The following is a 19,399-nucleotide window of genomic DNA, read 5'->3' as shown; positions in this document are numbered from 1 at the left end:
GTATTCTGTTTCGCCTACTTCGTTACTTCCACCCTGCCAGCCGCGCGAGAAGCGCCAGCGCCGAACCCTCGCCCGGCGCCTTTGCGGCCCTGCGATAGTCGGGGCGATAGTCAGGCGCCATCGCGCATTCGAGGCACATCGCCTGCACGCCTCGCGTCGCCAGCAGCGCATCGAGCCGGGTCACCGCCTGGCCCATCTCCTGCCGCTGGCGCGTCGCCACCATGCCCGCGAAATCGTAGGCCGCCGCTTTCTCCTGCGAGCCCGAGGTCAGTCCGTCCAGCAGCGCGCTGAACGAATCCGGGGTGTCCTCGATATAGTCGGCGTGCCACTTGCCGTTGCCCACGCCGCCCAGCTTGGCGGCATAGGCCAGCGCATCCTGCAGTGTGCCCATCTGGTCCACCAGACCGATGCGCTGCGCTTCACTGCCTGGCCATACGCGGCCCTGCGCGATCTGGTCGACCTGCTGCGGCGTCTTGCCGCGCGCCTTGCCGACCACGCCCAGGAACTTGCCGTAGATGCTCTCCACCGAGCTTTGCAGCAGGCCGTCGACTTCGGGGGTCAGGCCTCCGAAGAGGTCCGGCTGGCCCGAAAGGCCAGTGGTGCGCACGCCGTCGCTGGTCACGCCGTAGTCCGCCAGCGTCTTTTCAAAGCTGGTGATGACCGCGAAAACCCCGATCGAGCCAGTGATAGTCGCCGGTTCGGCAAAGACCCGCTGGCCCGGCGTCGACACCCAGTACCCGCCGCTCGCCGCCATGGTGCCCATCGAGACGACGACCGGAATCTTCGCATCGCGCCAGCGCATGATCGCACGGCGAATCCGCTCCGACGCCATGACCGACCCCCCCGGCGAATCGATGCGTACGACCAGTGCCTTGTACTTCTGATCGATATTGTCATCGAGCAGCGCGGCGATACGGTCGCCGCCCGCCGTGCCTGGGCCCGCATCTCCGTCGACGATCTCGCCGGCGATGGTGATGACGCCGATCTTGTCGCCCTCGGCCTTCTCCGGGTTGGCGGCGAGCCAGGTGGCGAGGCCAGTGTGGGCGTAGTCCGGCGCATCGTCCTTGCCGGGACGCGCGACGCTGGTTTCGCCGGCGATCTCGGTGACGCGCTTCTCGAACTCGGTCTTGTCTCCGATACGGTCGACGAGGCCGGCCTTTTTCGCCGCCTCCGCCATGTCGCCGCCCGATGCCTTGATCCATGCCACCGGATCGGCGGTCATGCGGTCAAGCTGCGCCTTGGGCCGGGCCTTGGCGATCTCACCCCGGTAAGCGGCCCACTGCGCGTTCAGCACGCCCGCAAAGTCTTCACGCGCCTCGGGCGAGAGGTCGGCGCGCAGGTATGGCTCCACCGCGCTCTTATAGGTGCCGACGCGGTAGACGTGGGCGTTCACCTTGAACTTGTCGAACAGGCCTTTGTAGAACTGCATGTTGCCGCCTGGCCCGGCCACGAAAGCGCCGCCCATGGGATCGACCCAGGCTTCGCTGGCGTGTGCGGCAAGCTGGGCGCCGTCATCGGCATAGGCATTGGCGAAGGTCAGCACCGGCTTGCCGGCCTTGCGCACTTCGTCGATGGCCGCGCCGATATCGCGCAAGTGCACGTAGCGCCCGCCGAGGAAGCGCGACAGGTCGAGCACGACGACCTTGATCCGCTTGTCGGCCGCAGCAAGACGCAAGGCGCGCTCCACGTCGCGGGCCTGGAATTCATGGGACGAGGCCCCGCCCGCCATCAGCAGCGCCACGGGATCGGCCTGGCTCTTTTCCTCGACGATCGTGCCGTCCAGCGCGAGCAGCAGCGCGCCGTCCTCGACCCGGCCCGGCGCAGGGCGGGCGGCGAGCGCGATGTAGACGATACCGAAGAACATCAGCAGGAACAGGAGCGCCATGACGTCCTTCACCGCGACGAGCAGCTTCCAGACCTTGCTTGCGAATCTCATGAATTGACCTGCCTTTCGAGAGCAGCCTTACCTGCTGCGGCGCGGTGTAGGAAAGGGGCGGATCGCGATGGGGTTCCATACGCGTGTCTGCTCCCCATCCTTCGACAAGCTCAGGATGAGCGGAGTGGATGGTTCGGATGATCCGAGCGGGCGCCTCAGGGTTGGGTTAGCGTAGTGCACATTGCCTCAAAACCCATCCCGCGAACCAAAACTTTACCCGCAACCCCGCTCAGGCTGAGCTTGTCGAAGCCCCCACAGCCCCAACACGACAAACGCCGTGCACATCCCGCCATACCCCCTTGAGCCGAGCGCGCCCCACGCCTAAGGCATGGTCTTTAATGACACCCCCAGAATATACATATCCGGACGGCGCTCTCGCCTTCCCGCATCGCGGCCTTGTGGGCATCGCGGGCCTTGCCCCGCATGAGATCTGGTTCTTGCTCGACGAGGCGGAACAATGGGTCGAGATGAACCGGGGGGCGCAGAAGCGGCGCGAGCTGCTATCCGGCCTCACCATCATCAACGCCTTTTTCGAAAACTCGACGCGCACGCTGCTGAGCTTCGAGATCGCCGGCAAGCGCCTTGGCGCCGACGTGGTCAACATGGCGGTCGCCAATTCCAGCGTAAAGAAGGGCGAGACCCTGATCGACACGGCGATGACGCTCAACGCCATGCGCGCCGACGCCATCGTCATCCGCCACGCCAGTTCCGGCGCAGTGGCGCTGATCGCCGGCAAGGTTGACTGCCCCGTGCTCAACGCCGGTGACGGCCAGCATGAACATCCCACCCAGGCCCTGCTGGATGCGCTGACGATCCGCCAGGCCAAGCGCGCCTTCAACGGCCTGCGGGTGACCATCTGCGGCGATATCCTGCACAGCCGCGTCGCGCGCTCGAACATCCTGTGCCTGGCCTCGCTGGGCGCCGAAGTGCGCGTCTGCGCCCCCCCTGCGCTGATGCCCGCCGATATCGAGCAGATGGGCGTGAAGGTATTCCACGATTTCGACGCGGCGCTGAAGGGCGCCGACGTGGTGATGATGCTGCGCCTCCAGCTGGAGCGCATGGAGGGCCAGTTCATCCCCTCCCCGCGCGAATATCGCCACCTTTACGGGCTGACGCTGGAACGGCTGGAAAAAGCCGAATCCAACGCCTTGGTCATGCACCCCGGCCCGATGAACCGCGGCATCGAGATCGACAGCAACGTCGCCGATCTGGTGGAACGCTCGATGATAACCACGCAAGTCGAAATGGGAGTCGCCATCCGCATGGCCTGCCTCGACGTGCTGACCCGCAAGGGCCGCAAACAGGAAGGCTGGGCATGAGCCTTCACGCACCGCTCACCATCACCAATGGCCGCCTGCTGCTGGCGGACGGCCGCATCGAAACCGGCTCGATCCGCTGCGAGGCCGGTTTCATCACCGCCATCGGCGCTGACGTGCAGGCGCAGGACGGCGACACCGTTCACGACGCCCGCCGCAGCCTGATCGCGCCGGGCCTTGTCGACATCGGCGTCTTCGCGATCGACAAGCCCGCGTTCCACTTCGGCGGCGTCACCCGCGCCGCGCTGATGCCCGACCAGAACCCGCCGCTCGACACGCCCGCACGGGTGCGCTTCGCCGCGCAGTCGGGCAAGCCGGACTTCTGGGTCCACCCGCTGGCCGCCGCGACGCAGGAACTTGGCGGCACCGCACTGGCCGAGATCGCGATGATGCGCGATGCGGGCGCCCGCGCGGTGTGCACCGGGCGGCGCTGGGTCGGCGATTCGGGCACGATGCTGCGCCTGCTCCAGTATACCGGGATGCTGGGCATGACGGTCATCACCCATGCCGAGGACGCCGGGATCGTCGGCAATGCCGTCGCCACCTCCGGCGAGATGGCCACGCGCCTCGGCCTCCCCAGCGCGCCCGCGCAGGCAGAAGCCCTTGCCATCGCCCGCGACATCGCGCTGGCCGAAATGGCCGGCGCCGCGATCCACTTCCGCAACGTCACCACCGCCGCCGGGCTGGACCTAGTGCGCGGTGCAAAGGCGCGCGGGCTGAATGTTACGGCGGGTGTCAGCCCGGCCTTCTTCATGCTCTCGAACCTTGCGATCGGGGCGTTTCGCACCTTCACCCACCTCTCGCCGGCCCTGCGCTGCGAGGACGATCGACAAGCCGTGATCGCCGCTGTGGCAGACGGCACGATCGACATCGTCGCCTCCGGTCACGATCCGCGCGGTCCTGAGGACAAGCGCCTGCCCTTCGCCGATTCGGCGCCGGGCATGGCGGGCGCGGAAACGCTGCTGCCGCTGACGCTCAGCCTGGTGCGCGACGGTGTGATCGACATGGCCCGCGCCTTCGACCTGCTCGCCGCCAACCCGGCACGCCTGCTGGGCGTCAACGCCGGACGGCTGGAAGTGGGCGCCGAGGCGGACATCGCCGTGGTCGACACCGAGCGTCCGTGGATCGTCAATTCCGACAAGATGGCCGCCAGCGCGGGCAACACGCCGTTCGACCGCCAGCCGGTACAAGGCCGCGTCCTTGCACTGTTCAAGGGCGGCGTGGTGGTGCGCACGAAGAAAACGGCGGGATAACCGAAGGCCCCTCGGCAAGCTCAGGGTGAGCGGGCCTGGGCAGCACACGCCTCCCGTTCATGCCGAGCTTGCCGACGCATCCCCGGCGCACGAAAAAACGGCCCTCCGTCCCGGGGGGACGAAAGGCCGCGTAAGGTTCACATGGGACTGTCGAACTGTTTCAGCGGCGCGCCTTGAGCGGGCCGCTGCCGCCGCCGGCCACTATGCCCGGAAGCTGGCGCCCCTCGGCATAGGCAAGGCACGCGCCGCCGCGCTGCTTCACGGTCGAGCACAAGGTCTGCGCCGCTCCCCGGTCGAAGCCCACGGCGGCTACGCGGAAATAGCGCTGGCCCTGAACCTGAGCCTCGGTGATGCGCATGGTATGGTCACGCAGGCCCGGATCGCGGCGCTGGTAGATGCCCCAGGCGCGCTTGGCGCCCTCCATCGTGCGGAACGAACCAAGCTGCACTACATGGCCGGCGCCGCGTGGCTGCTCGGCCCGGGCGGGCGGCTGGAAAGCACGCTCGATGCTGGTGCGTGCAGGCTTGGGAGCCGAAACCTTCACCGGTCTGGCAGGCGCGGGAGCAGCAGCCAGCATCGGCATCGGCGCGGCGGGCTGCGCCTCGCTGGCGCCCCAGAAACTCTCGCCCGTCGCCACCGCCGGAAGCTCCTCGACCGGAGCAGGAGCGACAGGCGCCTCGGCCATCGCCATGAGCGGTGCATGAGCGCTGCCGTTCAGCGCCAGCGCAGCGGGCTGGCCAGCGTCGGCAGGCATCGGTGTGCCCAGCAGCCCTGCAACGCGGGCGCGGGACTGGTCGGGGCGGCCATGGCTCGCCCATTCGCCGAGGCGGGCGTCGAGCTGGTCGGCCGGAACGTCCTGCGAAGCGATGATGCGTGCCTCGCCCCAGCGCCCGTCGAGCGCATAGGCATAGGCCAGGTTCTGACGCACCTTGGGGTGGTTCTCACCCCCCCGCAGCGCATCGGAAAGGATCGCGACGCCCTGCGCGGGTTGTCCGGCCAGAGCTACGGCAAGTCCGAAATCGCCCGCCGGAATCTGATCGCGCCAGCGCGCCAGAACGCCTAGGGCTTCTTCGCTGCGACCCGAACCGACATAGGCAAGGGCAAGGCTCAACCCCGTGCGCGGGCTGTTGTCGCCAAGCGAGACGGCATCCTCGAACGTCGTGGTGGACGACGTGAAACGACCGGCGGCAAGGTAGAGCTGCGCCAGATCGGCGCGCGCCGAGGCGTTGTCCGGCGACTTGGCGACGCGCGCCTCGGCCCGGGCGATGGCCCGTTCGGCAACGCCCTCGCCCTGCCCCGCAGCCGACGCCTGCGCGCTCGGCGCAGCGCCCGTACTGGCGATCGAGGGCTGGCCCGAACAGCCCGCCAGAAGCGCGGCAACCATCGCCGAACACAGAGTGAAGCCCGCGTTCCGCGCAGTATTGCTGGAGCGTTCCATCTTGGTATTCCTCAATTCAGGACACGGTTACGCGGCGGCCGAAGCCGCCGATGGGGCGCAAGGCGCCATGCATCAAAGGTTGCCCGGGTGCGGGAGCGGCAAAAACGGTACGCCGGAAATTCTTTTCGAGCCGGTCGGCGATGTAGCTCCACAAGGCCGCGACTTCGGCGGAAGAGCGGCCCTTGGGGTCGACTTCCATCACAGTACGCCCGTCGATCATCGAAGCGGCGAAATCGGTCCGCTGATGCAGCGTGATCGGCGCAACGGTGCCGTGCTGCGACAGCGCGACGGCGGCCTCGGCAGTGATTCGCGCCTTGGGCGTCGCGGCATTGACGACGAACAGCAGCGGTTTTCCCGACCGCTCGCACAAGTCGACCGTGGCGCCCACGGCGCGCAGATCATGCGGGCTGGGCCGGGTCGGTATGACGATAAGTTCGGCCTGCTGGATAACGGTCTGGATCGCCAGCGTGATCGCCGGCGGCGTGTCGATCACCGCCAGACGGAAGCCCTGCTGGCGCAGTATCTGAAGATCGCCGGCCAGCCGCGCCACGGTGGTCTGCGCGAAAGCGGGCATTTCCGCCTCGCGCTCGTTCCACCAGTCGGCCAGCGAGCCTTGCGGATCGATGTCGATGAGAACCACCGGTCCGGCACCCATGCGCTGCGCCTGCACGGCGAGATGGCCGGACAGGGTCGTCTTCCCCGAGCCGCCCTTCTGCGATGCCAAAGCTAGTACGCGCAAAACCGATACCCCCCGGAAGCCATGCGATGGGCAAAGCCCGCCCAGGCCCGTAGATTTGGCAGATCGTTCCTAATTTACGGTTAATCGCGTAAGTGCAGGTCCAGAAGGCAAGGCCGCTCATCCACGGCCCGTTAACGCTTCTCGGTTACGCCGATGTCCGGTTCAAAATGGGACCTGGCCGCGCTTCACACTGGCGCGCATCGTTCCATTGCGGTTACCATAGGACTTAAACGGGCTGAACCGGGCGACAACGACTTGAACAAGAATCCCCCTCTCCTGCGTTCAGGCTTCCTTGCGCTCGCCGCTGCGGCACTGATCGCGCCTGCCGCCCACGCCGACGTCAAAGGCGGCGTCGATGCCTGGTCGGCGGGCGACTACGACAGCGCAATCCGCCAGTGGCAGCCGCTGGCCGACGGCGGCGATCCCGATGCCGAATTCAACCTCGCGCAGGCGTACAAGATGGGACGCGGCGTGCCGATGGACCTTGGCAGGGCCGAAGACCTTTATGGCAAGGCTGCCGCCAAGGGCCACACCCAGGCGGCCGACAGCTACGGCCTGCTGCTGTTCCAGCGCGGCGAACGCACCCGGGCCCTGCCCTATATCGAGGCTTCCGCCGCACGCGGCGATGCGCGGGCTCAGTACATCCTGGGCATCGCGCACTTCAACGGCGACATGGTCAAGAAGGACTGGGTCCGCGCCTACGCCCTCGTCAGCCTCGCCCAGCAAGAGGGGCTGCCCCAGGCGACCAATGCGCTGACCCAGATGGACCTGCACATCCCGCTGGCCGACCGGCAGAAAAGCGTGAGCCTCGGCGCCCAGATCGCTGCGCAGGCGAAAACCAACCGTCAGCGTCTCAACACTTCTGCCGAACTGGGAACCCAGCTGGCCAGCGCGCCTCCCACGGACACGTCCGCCGCTCAAATCGTCAAACCGCAGAGCGTGGTAAATCAGCCCACCCGCGCGGCCGGGAGTAAAAATCCCTCCGCCGCCAAGGCGGACTATATCCCCGCCGCTGCCACGGCCACCCCGCCAAGGCCCAGCGTGACGGCCAAGCCCGAAGCGCCCAAACCTGCACCGACGCGCACGGCTGCCGCCACGCCCTCGGCCGCTCCAAAGTTGCCAGCAGCCTTGCCCAAGCCAGCCCCGGTCGCAAACGGTCCATGGCGTGTGCAGCTCGGCGCATTTGGCGTGGCCAGCAATGCCGACGCGCTGTGGGCAAAGGTGAAGGGCCGGCCGGAAATGGCTGGCCATGCCAAGGTGCTGGCGCCTGCCGGCAGGTTGAGCAAACTACAGGCTACCGGCTTCGCCTCGAAGGCCGATGCCGATGCCGCCTGCTCCCGCCTGTCCGCTGGTGGTTTCGGGTGCCTGTCGGTCAGGGACTGACCCCGGCCGACATTCCCGCGCCGGACGCCGATGAAGCGCTTCCGGCCCCGCTGCCACGCCTTGCGACGCTAGACCTGATTCGCGGCGTCGCGGTGCTGGGCATCCTGACGATCAACATCGCCGGATTCGCCGGGCCGATGATCTCCTCGACCACACCTAACCTGCCTTGGCCGGTCGGCCCGCTCGACGAAGCGGCCTATGCCTTCAACTTCCTGTTCTTCGAAGGCAAGATGCGGGCGCTGTTCTCGCTGCTGTTCGGCGCCGGCCTGGTGCTGTTCTACGAGCGCACCGAAGCCGCGGGGCGCGACGGCGACCTGCAGCAGCTGCGCCGGCTGGGCTGGCTGCTGTTGCTGGGTATATTGCATTATCTGCTGCTGTGGTGGGGCGATATCCTGTTCGTATACGCCGCCTGTGGGATCGCCGCCTTGCTTCTGCGGCCGCTGAGCAACCGCGCGCTGCTGGGCATGGCGCTGGGCCTCTATTATGGCTGGCACGTGTGGGGGATGCTCGATTCGGCCGCCGCCATCACTGCCGAGACCGCCGTTCGCCAGCATCTCGCCGGACCCGCACAGCTCAGCCTGTTCACCGAACGAATCGAGCCGATGCACGCCTGGGCCGCGCAGGAGCTGCGCGAAGCGCGGCTGGGCTACCTCGACCTGCTCTACATCAAGCTGACCCAGCGCCCGTTCTGGCAGATCCAGATGATCTCGGGCGTATTTTCCGAAACGCTGCCTCTGATGCTGATCGGCATGGTGGTCTATCGCCGGGGCTTTTTCGACGGCCGCCTGCCCCGCCGCCACCTTGTGGAGTTGTCCGTCACCTGCACACTCGCGGGCTTCGCGCTGACGGCGATGTTCCTTGCCTGGGCCTGGCAGCGCCATTTTCCGCCCGTGGCGATGAACGCCGCGCTCGTCTGGGGCTTGGCGATGCCGCACCTCCTGGGCGGCTGCGGCTATGCCGGGTTGCTGGTGCTGGCCGCGCCGCGCCTTGCCCTGACCCGAATCGGCCGTCGCCTCACCGCCGCTGGACGCATGGCCTTCAGCAACTACGTGCTGACCAGCCTGGTCATGACATTCGCATTCTACGGCTGGGGTCTCGGCCTGTTCGGCACCGTAGGGCCGCTGGCGCAATGGGGTTTCGTAATTGCAGGATGGGCGCTGATGCTGGCGTGGAGTCCGCTGTGGCTGCGGCATTTCCGGCGCGGCCCACTGGAGTGGCTGTGGCGCTCGCTGGTGGAGCACAGCGTTCTCCCTAACCGCATCTGATCGAAATTAGGCTATTGCGATCTATTCGCACTCGCATATATTGGAGGGCATAGAGAGGATTCGCTCATGTACGTGTGCATCTGCAATGCCATCCGGGAAACCGAACTTCGCTGTGCCGCAAGGCGTTGCCGTGGCAGTGCCGAAGCCATTTACGGCTCTTTGGGCAGAACCCCTCAATGCCGCCAGTGCCTCGACGAGGCGGATGACATCATCGCCGACGAACATTCGTCGGCCGGAATGGGAATTGCTGCAGCCGCCTGACATGACCTGACTTGCCCTGACCAGATAGTTTCGCTTATACGCCGCGGCTCACATAGAGGAGTTTCCGCGCGATGAATGGCGACCAGAAGGTCATCGAGTTTCTCAACAAGGCCCTGTTCAACGAACTGACCGCGATCAACCAGTACTGGCTGCATTATCGCATGCTGGACAACTGGGGCATCAAGAAACTCGCCGAATACGAACGTCACGAATCGATCGACGAGATGAAGCACGCTGACGTGCTCGCCGATCGCATCCTGTTCCTTGGCGGCCTCCCCAACTTCCAGTCGCTTGGCAAGCTGCGCATCGGCGAAACCGTCGAGGAAATCCTGCGCGCCGACCTCGCGCTCGAACATGACGCGCTGCCGATGCTGCAGGACGCCATCGCCCACGCCGAATCGGTGCGCGACTTCGTCAGCCGGGAAATCTTCGCCCGCATCCTCGAGAGCGAGGAAGAGCATGTCGATTTCCTGGAAAAGCAGTTCGACATGATCGAACGCATGGGTATTCAGAACTACTGCCAGCTGCAGAGCAAGCCCGCGGAAAGCTGATCCCAGGCCCTCTGCGCCAATGGCGCGGGAACCTGCCCTCCTCTCAGGCCTTGTGCCTGGGAGGGGCGGCCGGGGCGCCGCGCCTGATACGTCCAGGGGGAAAGAATGCATTCACCGCGCCCGCAATCACAGGGCATGCAAACCGAGGACATCGGCTTCGCCGTCCTCGTCGTCTTAATCTCTCTTGCCGCCGCTTACCTGCTCGCGCCCTATTTCGGGGCTGTCTTGTGGGGCGTGGTCGCGGCGATCATGTTCCAGCCCCTTACCGCCAAGCTCACCGAGCGGCTCGACGGGCGGAAAAATTTGGCGACTTCGATCGTCCTGGTCGGGTTGATCGCGCTTTTCGTGGTCCCCACGATCCTGCTCGGCATCAACATCGCCAACGAAGCGACCGCGATCTACGGCAAGGTCAGCAGCGGCCAGATCGACGTCGGCCGCATTTTCCAGCAGGTCCTCAATGCCTTGCCGGACCGCATTCGCGGCATGGTCGACGAATACGGGCTGACCGATCTCGAAAACATCCGCCGCCAGTTCGGGTCCAGCATCACCAGCGGCCTGCAGACCGTGGCGGGCCGTGCGCTGACTGTGGGTCAGGGCGCGCTCAGCTTCATCGCCGCGCTCGGCGTGATGCTCTACCTCAGCTACTTCCTGCTGCGCGACGGCCAGCGCTACGGCGACATGGTCCGCACCAGCCTGCCGCTCCATGCCGAAACCCGCGACGCGCTGATCGACAACTTCCTGCTGGTAGTGCGTGCGACGATGCGCGGCACCGTCGTCGTCGCCGTGGTTCAGGGCGCGCTGGGCGGCCTGCTGTTCTCGGTACTCGGCATCGAAGGCGCGCTGATCTGGGGCGTGCTGATGGGCTTCTTCTCGCTGCTGCCCGCAGTGGGCACGGCGATTATCTGGGTGCCTGCCGCGATCTACCTCTTTGCTACCGGCGATACGGTGAAGGCCGGAATCGTGGTGTTCTGCGGCGTGTTCATCATCGGCATGGTCGACAACGTGCTGCGCCCGATCCTGGTCGGCCGAGATACCCGCCTGCCGGACTTCGTGGTGCTGATCGCGACGCTGTCGGGGCTGGAGCTGTTCGGCCTCAACGGCTTCATCATCGGTCCGGTGATTGCCGCGTTGTTCATTGCCGTGTGGAACCAGCACCGCGATCGCCGCCAGGCCAAGGTGGACGTGGCAGGCTCACCGATCCCGCCGCAAACGCAGGTAAACGCCGAGCGCGCGGCAGAGGAATCGGTAGCACATCCGTCGTGAAGGCTCTTCGACAGGCTCAGGGTGAGCGGGGTTGGGCTAACGCCCTCCCCGTCCCGGTGGTTTAAACCACCATCCGCTCATGCTGAGCTTGTCGAAGCATTAAGCCCCGACGACCCGGCATCAGTCCTTCGCAAACGGGTTCTTCGCGCTGCGCAGATTCATGCGAATCGGCACCGATTCGAAACCAAGGTTCTTGCGCATCCCGTTGATGAGATAGCGCTTGTAGCTCTCCGGCAGCAGGTCGAGGCGCGTGCCGAACACCACGAAGCCCGGCGGGCGGGTTTTGGCCTGCGTGATGTAACGCAGCTTGATGCGCTTGCCGCCCGGCGCCGGCGGCGGGTTGGCCGAAAGCGCATCGTCGAACCAGCGGTTGAGCGCGGCAGTAGGCACGCGCTTGCTCCAGGCTTCGCGGATCGCAAAGCCGGCAGCGACCAGTTCATCGAGGCCCTTGCCGGTCCGCGCCGAGACCGCCAGCAGCGGCACGCCGCGAACCTGTGCCAGACCTTCGTCGAGCGCGGCGCGAATGCCGTTGAACAGGCCCGAGGCACCTTCCGCCACGTCCCACTTGTTGATGGCGATGATGAGCGCACGGCCCTCTTCGAGGACCTTGGAGGCGATCGTCAGGTCCTGATGCTCAAGACCGCGCGTCGCATCAAGCAGCAGCACCACGACTTCGGCGAAATCGATCGCCAGCTTCGCATCGGCCACGGCCATGCGCTCCAGCTTCTCGACGACGTTGGCGCGCTTTCGCATGCCAGCAGTGTCGATCAGGTGCACTTCGCGCACGTTGCCGGTGGCGGGGTCGGTCCATTCCCAATTGACCGTGATCGAATCGCGGGTAATCCCCGCTTCCGGCCCGGTCAGCAGGCGATCTTCGCCCAGAATGCGGTTGATGAGCGTCGACTTGCCCGCGTTCGGACGGCCGACGATAGCCAACTTGAGCGGCTGGAGCAGACGGGATTCGTCGTCCATTTCCTCCTCGAATTCCGGCTCTTCAGGCTGGAGTGGGTCGAGATAGGGCAGCAGCGATTCGAACAGGTCGGACATGCCGATGCCATGTTCGGCGGAAAACGGAATAGGATCGCCCAGGCCCAGCGAGTAGGCCTCCACCACACCGCCCTCGCCCGCGCGGCCTTCGGCCTTGTTGACGAGCAGGATCACCGGCACCGGCGAGGCCCGCAGCCACTGCCCGATTTCCTCGTCGAGCGGGGTGAGGCCAGCGCGCGCATCGACCACGAACAGGGCCACGTCGGCGCTTTCCAGCGAGGCTTCGGTCTGCTTGCGCATCCGGCCCGGCAAAGTTTCGGCCTCCTCGTCCTCCCAACCGGCAGTGTCGACGATCTGGAATTTCAGGCCGAGGAGTTCGGCGTCGCCGAAGCGACGGTCACGCGTGACCCCCGGCTGATCGTCGACAAGCGCGAGCTTTTTGCCGATCAGGCGGTTGAACAGCGTGGACTTGCCGACGTTAGGTCGGCCGATGATGATGACTTGGGGAAGCATGATTCCCAGCGCATGGGCATTTCCTGCGGTTTTGGCAAGCTTTGCGCGATTCGCGGTAGCCTACCGTCATGCCGATCCGACGCAGAATCGGCGCCCTGCCGCCATGCGCGGCCTTAAAGAAATTTAAATGCGGCCCCGCCGCACCGGCTGATCACATCTCTGAGCCAAATCCTGCAACATTCCGGGCTTACAATCGATTGCCGCCGATTTTTCCCTCATTCCAAGGGGAAGTCCGGAACAAAACCTTGCTCCGCGATTAACCAACCACGGCAGAAAGACCATAACCTTCGCAAGGCAAAAGGGCGGCATGAGGGTTTACCGCAAAGTAATCATTCTTGGGCTCGCCGCAGCGTCGATGACGCCGGCCAATGCTCGTACCGCCATCGATGGCCTGACCGACAGCGGGGGCTCGATCACGGGTTCCGGCATCGATTCACAGGCAGGGTCGGCGCTCGTCATCCCCAAGGCTCCGGGTCACCTGGAATGCGTGCCTTATGCCCGCACTACCTCGGGCATCCAGATCTACGGCGATGCGCATACATGGTGGAACCAGGCCAAGAACCGCTACGCCACGGGGCATTCGCCGCGCATCGGCTCGGTCATGGCGGTGCGCCCGTTCAACAACTCCAGGCTGGGCCATGTGGCCACGGTGAGCCGGATCGTCGATTCGCGCACGATCCTGCTCAGCCATGCGAACTGGTCGGTTCCGGGCAAGATCGAGCGCAATGTAACCGCGCTCGACGTATCGCCGGCCAACGACTGGAGCCAGGTGCGTATCTGGTACGGTCCCGCGCGCGGGCTTGGCACCACCCACTGGCCAGTTTCGGGCTTCATCTACAATGCCAAGCCCGGCACCGTGCGCGATCTGGGCACCACCCGCCTCGCCGACGCGGCCGAACCGGTGAAAATGGCGCCGATGAAGCCGGTCAAAATGGCGAAGGCCGCAACCGGCCGCCGCAGCGACCCGATCGGCGCGATCATCGCCGGGGCTTATTGAAAAAACGCCGCGTCAGACGCGGCGTTTTGAAAATCAGTCCTTCTTGGCGACCGGCGCGCCGTCGCCGATGTCTTCGTACCACGCCTCGACCGGGCCCATCAGCTTGATCGTCAGCGCATTGCCGTGGCGGTCCATGGACTTGCCGGCCTGAACGCGAATCCAGCCTTCAGAGATAGAGTATTCCTCTACATTGGTGCGCACGGTGCCCTTGAAGCGGATACCGATGCCGCGCTGCAACTTGTCCTGGTCGAAGAACGGGCTGCGCGGGTTGATCGCGAGGTGGTCGGGCGGCACGTCGGGGCCGCTCTGGACGGGCGTGGGGGTCTCTTCGGTCATGCCTGTGCGTTTAGATGGAGATCGGCGCTTGTCAATTCGATCTCAGTTGTCTAGGGGGCCGCTTCCGCACTGATAGCGGGCGCGTAGCTCAGTGGTAGAGCACACCCTTCACACGGGTGGGGTCGCAGGTTCAATCCCTGCCGCGCCCACCATCCTCTCCAGCGAGGATGGCCTTTTCGACTGTCGGCGGATAGCTCGACATCGGCGGCATAATTTCCTTCGCAGCTTGCGAGCGCCTGACCTGTTCGGCATAGGCGGCTTACCATGCATGACATCCGCCAGATCCGCGAAAACCCCGAAACCTTCGACGCCGGCCTCGCGCGCCGCGGCGTGGAGCCTGTCTCCGCCCGGCTCATCGCGCTGGACGAACAGCGCCGCTCGGTCGCCACGCGGCTGCAGGAAAGCCAGAACCGCCGGAACGAGGCATCCAAGGCCATCGGCAAGGCCATGGGTCAGGGTGACACCGCCGCCGCCGACGCGCTCAAGGCCGAAGTCGCGCAGTTGAAGGACACCCTGCCCGCGCTCGAAGCCGAAGAGAAGGACGTCGCCGCGCAGTTGCAGGACGCGCTCTCCGGGCTGCCCAACATTCCAGTCGCCCAGGTGCCGGACGGCGAAGACGAGACGCAGAACGTCGAAGTCCTCAAGTGGGGCACGCCGGGCACGTTCGCCTTCACGCCAAAGGAACATGCCGATATCGGCCCCGCGCTCGGCCTCGATTTCGAGACTGGCGCGAAGCTGTCGGGCGCGCGTTTCACCTTCCTCAAAGGCCAGATGGCGCGCCTGCATCGGGCGCTGGCGCAGTTCATGCTGGATACGCAGACGGCCACCAACGGCTTTCTGGAATGCAACGTGCCGCTGCTGGTCCGCGATGAAGCGGCCTACGGCACCGGCCAGCTTCCCAAGTTCTCGGAAGACCTGTTCCGCACCACGGACGGCCGCTGGCTGATCCCCACCGCCGAAGTCAGCCTCACCAATGCGGTGGCGGGCGAAATCCTCGACGCAGCCACATTACCGCTGCGGATGACGGCGCTGACCCCCTGCTTCCGGTCCGAGGCCGGTTCTGCCGGCCGCGATACGCGCGGGTTCATCCGCCAGCACCAGTTCGAGAAAGTGGAACTCGTCACCATCTGCCGCCCCGAGGACAGCGAGGGCGAGCACGACAAGATGGTCGCCGCCGCCGAATCGATCCTGCAGGCGCTGGAACTGCCTTATCGCAAGGTGCTCCTGTGTGCCGGCGACATGGGTGCCACCGCGCGGCTCACCTACGACCTCGAAGTGTGGCTGCCCGGCCAGCAGGCCTACCGCGAGATCAGCTCGATCTCCAACTGCGGCGACTATCAGGGCCGCCGCATGAACGCCCGCTACAAGCCCGAGGGCGCGAAGAAGACCGAATTCGTGCACACGCTGAATGGCTCCGGCCTTGCTGTCGGCCGTACCCTTGTCGCGGTGCTGGAAAACTATCAGCAGGAAGACGGCTCGGTTCTGGTGCCTGAGGCACTGAAGCCCCGGATGGGCGGGATCGAGAAGCTGGAAACGCTGGCGTAAATACGGCGGGGCTTCGACAGGCTCAGCCTGAGCGGTTTTGAGAGGGTATGACACCGCCCCGCCCCCGCTCATGCTGAGCTTGTCGAAGCATCATGCCGAGCCTCTCGAAGGGTGTATTTTCAACGCGGCGGCCGTCTTTCAGTAGCCCGGCCCAAGTGGTTATGGTTAAAGGCAAGTCATGCGCATTCTCCTGACCAACGACGACGGCATCAACGCTCCCGGCCTCTATGTGCTGGAGAAGATCGCCGCCCAGCTTTCCGACGACATCTGGATCTGCGCGCCAAGCGAGGAACAGTCGGGCGCGGGGCATTCGCTGACCCTCACCCGCCCGGTCCGCATGCGCCAGCACGCCGAGCGCCGCTTCTCGGTCACCGGCACGCCAACCGATTCGGTGACGATGGCGCTGCGCAAGGCCATGCCGGGGCCGCCGGACCTGATCCTCTCTGGCGTGAATCGCGGCGCGAACCTTGGCGATGACGTGACGTATTCGGGCACCGTATCGGCCGCACTGGAAGGCGCTCTGGCGGGTATCCGCTCGATCGCGCTGAGCCAGGTTTATTCCAAGGAAGGCCAGGGCGACGGGGTCAGCTTCGCCGTCGCCGAGGCATGGGGCGCCAAAGTGCTTCGCCCGCTGCTCGACCAGCCTTTCGCGCCGCGCACTCTGGTCAACGTCAACTTCCCGGCGCTCGCTCCGGACGAGGTGAAGGGCATCCGCGTGGTGCGCCAGGGCTTCCACGACTATGCGCGCGGTTCGGTGGTTGAAGGAATGGACCCCCGCGGTTTCCCGTACTTCTGGTTCGGGCTGCACGGGATCGAGCATACGCCGGGCCACAACACCGACCTCGAAGCCATCGCGGAAGGCTATGTTGCGGTGACGCCGCTGCAGCTCGACCTTACTCACGACGCCTCGCTGGCTTCGATCGCGCAGCGTTACGGCCAGTGAGCCGCGCCCTCCTCGCCGCCGGTGCTCTGCTGATGAGCGCCCCCGCCTATGCCGCCCCGCCAGAGGAAGAGACCTCCCATGTCGTCAAGGCCGGCGAAACGCTGGGCGGGATCGCGAACCGCGCGGGCGTATCGGCCGCTGCCATCGTCAAAACAAACGGGCTGAAAGAGCCTTACGTCGTGCGCCTCGGCCAGAAGCTGGCGATCCCGCGCGCGGCAAAAACGGCCGCGAAGCCCGCACCCACACCCTCTGTTCCCAGCGCCGAACTCTCCGCGAAAAAGGCCGCGAAGACCGCCGCCCGGGTGATCGAGGCGCGCCAGCCCGCTGGCAGGCCTGAAACCGAAACCTCCCACAAGGTCGGCGAAGGCGAAACGTTGGGCGGGATCGCTGCGCGCGCCAAAGTGCCGCGCGTCCTCATCATCGAGGCTAACGGGTTGCAGGCGCCGTTCGACGTGCGCGTTGGCCAGACCCTTCGCATCCCGCGCACACGCCGTCATGAAGTGAAGAACGGCGACACCGGCTTCTCCATCTCGCTCGACTATGCGGTGCCATGGGAACAGATCGCGCTGGCCAACAATCTCGACGCGAATGCGCCGGTAAAAGTCGGCCAGAACCTGCTGATCCCCACCCTGCTCGATCCGCCGGGCGCGGGCGCCAAGACATTGACGCCTTCGCCCAAGCCCGCAGCCGCACCTGCGCCCTCCAAATCGGCGCGATTCGCCTGGCCGCTGTCCGGTCCGGTCCGGCGCGGCTATGCCACCGGCAGCGATTATCACGACGGCGTGGACATCACTGCCCCCAAGGGGTCGATGGTGCGCGCCGCCGCTGCCGGAACCGTCACCTTCGCGGGCAAGGAAAAAGACCAGTTCGGCAACCTCGTCGTGCTGGACCATGGCAATGGCTGGTTCACTGCCTATGGCTTCCTGAGCCGCGTGACGGTCAAGGAAGGCGCGAAGGTCGCCGCCGGCGAACGTGTCGGGCTGGTGGGTGACACCGGGCTTGCCAAGGGCAGCGAATTGCACTTCGAAGTCCGTCAGGACGGCAAACCTGTCGATCCGCTGGACTCGCTGCCCAAGGCCCCCTGATCCGCATGAAACAAAGGCGCCCGCCCCTCGCCCTGAGCAAGCCGCTGCGCCGCGCCGTAGACCTGCCGGTCTGGGCCGACGTGGCGCTGCGGCTGGGCGGCGCCTTCGCCCTCGTGTTCTTCGTGGTCATCATCCACTGGATCGACCGCGACGGCCTCAAGGACACGCACGACGGCGCGGTCAGCTTCCTCGACGTGTTCTATTTCACGATGATCTCGATCACTACGACGGGCTTTGGCGATATCGCCCCGGTGAGCGACAAATCGCGGCTGATAGAGGCGGTGATCGTCACCCCGATCCGATTCGCGGTGATTTTCATCTTCGTCGGCACCGCCTACAACTTCATCATCAAGCGTAGCTGGGAGACGTGGCGCATGAAGCGCATACAGGAGCGCCTGGCCGACCATATCGTCGTGCTGGGCTACGGCGTCAGCGGCTCGGAAGCCGTGGAGGAACTGATCGAGCGCGGCACCGACCCCTCGTGCATCGTCGTCGTCGACCCGTCATCGGCGCGGCTGCGGCTCGCCGAGCAGACCGGCTGCAACGTGCTGGAAGGCGATGCGACCCGTGACGAAACTCTGGCGGCGGTACGCATCAACCTAGCCCGTTCGATCCTGATCTCCGCCGGGCGCGACGATACGACGATCCTGATCGTCCTCACCGCGCGCCACGTGGCGCCGGGCGTGCCGATCACTGCGGTCGTTCGCGCGAACGACAACGAACTGCTGGCGCGGCAGGCCGGGGCAGACAACGTCATCAATCCGGTGCGCTTTACCGGGCTGCTGCTGGCGGGATCGGCGGAAGGCCAGCACATCGCCGAATACATGTCCGACCTCGCCTCGGTAGGCGGGCGCGTCCAGTTGATCGAACGTCCCGTCTCCGCCAGCGAGATCGGCAAGCCGCTGGAGCAGATCCCGACCGGCAAGGGGCTGCGCATCTACCGCGGCGACAAGGCCATCGGTTTCTGGGAGGCAGAGGCGCACAGCCTGGAGCCGGGTGATATCATCGTCGAAATTGCCGCCACCTGCGTCAAGGAAGCATCGGCGGACTGAACGCGCTCAGGCCAGAATCCAGAAAACCAGGCCCATGGCTAGGTATGCTACCAGCCAGAACGCGCAATCAATCACCCGGCGCATCGGCTCGGTGCGATTGCGCAGGTGCGTCAGCCACACCGAGGGAATGACGAAGGCGATGGCGACGCCGCCCGTCTGCATGAAGTAAAGCCATGGCTTCGCCGCAAGGGTCTCTGCCCCGATCCGCGCGAAACTGTGGCCGAGCATGATCGAACTGATCAGCAGGACGACCCCCGCAACCATGAAACCGCTGGCCCGTTCACCATTGCCGGAAATGAGCTGACGCCCGCTGCGGAACATCGGACCATTCCAGACGATCCCGATCGCCAGCGCGAGTGCGGCGGCAAGCACCACCGCCAGCCAGTTCACAGGACCCATCGCATCTTCCCTTTTTGTTCAATAGTGACCTGTCTTGCAGGCCACGAAGGGATACGCAAGCGCGCTTGGCGAGCAGTGCTTTTCACACGCTGATTCGTTTTTCGTGACTCGCGCGGCGAATGAGAGTATCGGCCGCG

The 19,399-nt window shown here is 65.7% G+C and carries 18 protein-coding genes and 1 tRNA gene; 13 read left to right on the top strand and 6 right to left on the bottom strand.

Features of this window, described 5'->3' with window-relative positions:
* Positions 1 to 22: 22 nt before the first annotated feature.
* Positions 23 to 1,936, bottom strand: coding sequence for a signal peptide peptidase SppA (sppA, locus tag TQ38_RS06220; protein WP_043976328.1), 1,914 nt, complete (start codon positions 1,934 to 1,936; stop codon positions 23 to 25).
* Positions 1,937 to 2,274: 338 nt separating this feature from the next.
* On the opposite strand from sppA, the gene TQ38_RS06215 reads away from it, so the two are divergent.
* Together TQ38_RS06215 and TQ38_RS06210 are read left to right on the top strand one after the other, a co-directional pair.
* Complete coding sequence (locus tag TQ38_RS06215; protein WP_043976331.1) at positions 2,275 to 3,255, top strand: aspartate carbamoyltransferase catalytic subunit; 981 nt, start codon at positions 2,275 to 2,277, stop codon at positions 3,253 to 3,255.
* Positions 3,252 to 4,505 (top strand): dihydroorotase family protein, encoded by a 1,254-nt coding sequence (locus tag TQ38_RS06210; RefSeq protein WP_043976334.1) that lies wholly within the window; start codon positions 3,252 to 3,254, stop codon positions 4,503 to 4,505. Before TQ38_RS06215 ends, TQ38_RS06210 begins: the two co-directional genes overlap by 4 nt.
* Before the next feature lie 160 nt (positions 4,506 to 4,665).
* On the opposite strand, the gene TQ38_RS06205 is transcribed toward TQ38_RS06210, so the two are convergent.
* Positions 4,666 to 5,943, bottom strand: a complete 1,278-nt coding sequence (locus TQ38_RS06205) for an SPOR domain-containing protein (protein WP_043976336.1) — start codon at positions 5,941 to 5,943, stop codon at positions 4,666 to 4,668.
* A 16-nt stretch (positions 5,944 to 5,959) separates the two neighbouring features.
* The gene (locus tag TQ38_RS06200) at positions 5,960 to 6,682 is read right to left on the bottom strand and encodes a ParA family protein (protein ID WP_043976338.1); all 723 of its coding nucleotides are present in this window, start codon (positions 6,680 to 6,682) and stop codon (positions 5,960 to 5,962) included.
* Positions 6,683 to 6,937: 255 nt separating this feature from the next.
* On the opposite strand from TQ38_RS06200, the gene TQ38_RS06195 reads away from it, so the two are divergent.
* The 5 genes from TQ38_RS06195 (at position 6,938) to TQ38_RS06175 (ending at position 11,405) form a co-directional block, all read left to right on the top strand.
* Positions 6,938 to 8,065 carry an SPOR domain-containing protein gene (locus TQ38_RS06195; protein ID WP_043976339.1) on the top strand — a complete coding sequence of 376 codons (1,128 nt, stop codon included), beginning with the start codon at positions 6,938 to 6,940 and terminating at the stop codon, positions 8,063 to 8,065.
* Entirely contained in the window at positions 8,044 to 9,330 is a 1,287-nt protein-coding gene (locus tag TQ38_RS06190) for a DUF418 domain-containing protein (RefSeq protein ID WP_082057740.1), read from the top strand. Before TQ38_RS06195 ends, TQ38_RS06190 begins: the two co-directional genes overlap by 22 nt.
* Before the next feature lie 66 nt (positions 9,331 to 9,396).
* A complete protein-coding gene (locus TQ38_RS30855; RefSeq protein WP_082057741.1) occupies positions 9,397 to 9,591 on the top strand; it encodes a bacterioferritin-associated ferredoxin in 195 nt (64 codons plus the stop codon).
* 71 nt (positions 9,592 to 9,662) lie between these two features.
* Entirely contained in the window at positions 9,663 to 10,142 is a 480-nt protein-coding gene (gene bfr, locus TQ38_RS06180) for a bacterioferritin (protein ID WP_043976341.1), read from the top strand.
* 105 nt (positions 10,143 to 10,247) lie between these two features.
* A complete protein-coding gene (locus TQ38_RS06175) occupies positions 10,248 to 11,405 on the top strand; it encodes an AI-2E family transporter (protein WP_043976343.1) in 1,158 nt (385 codons plus the stop codon).
* A 120-nt stretch (positions 11,406 to 11,525) separates the two neighbouring features.
* Here TQ38_RS06175 and der read toward each other — a convergent pair whose 3' ends face one another.
* Entirely contained in the window at positions 11,526 to 12,905 is a 1,380-nt protein-coding gene (gene der, locus TQ38_RS06170) for a ribosome biogenesis GTPase Der (RefSeq protein WP_043976345.1), read from the bottom strand.
* A gap of 307 nt (positions 12,906 to 13,212) precedes the next feature.
* On the opposite strand from der, the gene TQ38_RS06165 reads away from it, so the two are divergent.
* Entirely contained in the window at positions 13,213 to 13,902 is a 690-nt protein-coding gene (locus TQ38_RS06165; protein WP_043976347.1) for a CHAP domain-containing protein, read from the top strand.
* Between the two features lie 33 nt (positions 13,903 to 13,935).
* Here the strand turns inward: TQ38_RS06165 and TQ38_RS06160 are convergent, their stop codons facing one another.
* Complete coding sequence (locus tag TQ38_RS06160) at positions 13,936 to 14,238, bottom strand: DUF3297 family protein (RefSeq protein WP_043976349.1); 303 nt, start codon at positions 14,236 to 14,238, stop codon at positions 13,936 to 13,938.
* A gap of 77 nt (positions 14,239 to 14,315) precedes the next feature.
* Here TQ38_RS06160 and TQ38_RS06155 point away from each other — a divergent pair.
* The 5 genes from TQ38_RS06155 (at position 14,316) to TQ38_RS06135 (ending at position 18,863) form a co-directional block, all read left to right on the top strand.
* Positions 14,316 to 14,390: transfer RNA gene (locus TQ38_RS06155), tRNA-Val, on the top strand.
* 112 nt (positions 14,391 to 14,502) lie between these two features.
* Positions 14,503 to 15,783: a serine--tRNA ligase gene (serS, locus tag TQ38_RS06150; protein ID WP_043976351.1), complete on the top strand. Its 1,281-nt coding sequence runs from the start codon at positions 14,503 to 14,505 to the stop codon at positions 15,781 to 15,783.
* A 178-nt stretch (positions 15,784 to 15,961) separates the two neighbouring features.
* The gene (surE, locus tag TQ38_RS06145; protein ID WP_043976353.1) at positions 15,962 to 16,726 is read left to right on the top strand and encodes a 5'/3'-nucleotidase SurE; all 765 of its coding nucleotides are present in this window, start codon (positions 15,962 to 15,964) and stop codon (positions 16,724 to 16,726) included.
* Positions 16,723 to 17,811, top strand: coding sequence for a LysM peptidoglycan-binding domain-containing M23 family metallopeptidase (locus TQ38_RS06140; RefSeq protein WP_043976355.1), 1,089 nt, complete (start codon positions 16,723 to 16,725; stop codon positions 17,809 to 17,811). The genes surE and TQ38_RS06140 overlap by 4 nt, the downstream gene beginning before the upstream one ends.
* Before the next feature lie 5 nt (positions 17,812 to 17,816).
* Positions 17,817 to 18,863 (top strand): TrkA family potassium uptake protein, encoded by a 1,047-nt coding sequence (locus tag TQ38_RS06135; protein ID WP_043976357.1) that lies wholly within the window; start codon positions 17,817 to 17,819, stop codon positions 18,861 to 18,863.
* Between the two features lie 6 nt (positions 18,864 to 18,869).
* Here the strand turns inward: TQ38_RS06135 and TQ38_RS06130 are convergent, their stop codons facing one another.
* A complete protein-coding gene (locus TQ38_RS06130) occupies positions 18,870 to 19,262 on the bottom strand; it encodes a DUF1761 domain-containing protein (protein WP_043976358.1) in 393 nt (130 codons plus the stop codon).
* Positions 19,263 to 19,399: the final 137 nt, after the last annotated feature.

The sequence above is a fragment of the Novosphingobium sp. P6W genome (genome assembly GCF_000876675.2).
Lineage (GTDB): Bacteria > Pseudomonadota > Alphaproteobacteria > Sphingomonadales > Sphingomonadaceae > Novosphingobium.
Note: the sequence above shows the minus strand (reverse complement) of the source record. Positions and strands in the feature narration are given on the sequence as shown.

Coding starts and splice junctions, on each gene's coding strand:
- sppA (WP_043976328.1), bottom strand. CDS start 1,936: ATGAGATTCGCAAGCAAGGTCTGGAAGCTGCTCGTCGCGGTGAAGGAC.
- TQ38_RS06215 (WP_043976331.1), top strand. CDS start 2,275: ATGACACCCCCAGAATATACATATCCGGACGGCGCTCTCGCCTTCCCG.
- TQ38_RS06210 (WP_043976334.1), top strand. CDS start 3,252: ATGAGCCTTCACGCACCGCTCACCATCACCAATGGCCGCCTGCTGCTG.
- TQ38_RS06205 (WP_043976336.1), bottom strand. CDS start 5,943: ATGGAACGCTCCAGCAATACTGCGCGGAACGCGGGCTTCACTCTGTGT.
- TQ38_RS30855 (WP_082057741.1), top strand. CDS start 9,397: ATGTACGTGTGCATCTGCAATGCCATCCGGGAAACCGAACTTCGCTGT.
- bfr (WP_043976341.1), top strand. CDS start 9,663: ATGAATGGCGACCAGAAGGTCATCGAGTTTCTCAACAAGGCCCTGTTC.
- TQ38_RS06175 (WP_043976343.1), top strand. CDS start 10,248: ATGCATTCACCGCGCCCGCAATCACAGGGCATGCAAACCGAGGACATC.
- der (WP_043976345.1), bottom strand. CDS start 12,905: ATGCTTCCCCAAGTCATCATCATCGGCCGACCTAACGTCGGCAAGTCC.
- TQ38_RS06165 (WP_043976347.1), top strand. CDS start 13,213: ATGAGGGTTTACCGCAAAGTAATCATTCTTGGGCTCGCCGCAGCGTCG.
- TQ38_RS06160 (WP_043976349.1), bottom strand. CDS start 14,238: ATGACCGAAGAGACCCCCACGCCCGTCCAGAGCGGCCCCGACGTGCCG.
- serS (WP_043976351.1), top strand. CDS start 14,503: ATGCATGACATCCGCCAGATCCGCGAAAACCCCGAAACCTTCGACGCC.
- surE (WP_043976353.1), top strand. CDS start 15,962: ATGCGCATTCTCCTGACCAACGACGACGGCATCAACGCTCCCGGCCTC.
- TQ38_RS06135 (WP_043976357.1), top strand. CDS start 17,817: ATGAAACAAAGGCGCCCGCCCCTCGCCCTGAGCAAGCCGCTGCGCCGC.
- TQ38_RS06130 (WP_043976358.1), bottom strand. CDS start 19,262: ATGGGTCCTGTGAACTGGCTGGCGGTGGTGCTTGCCGCCGCACTCGCG.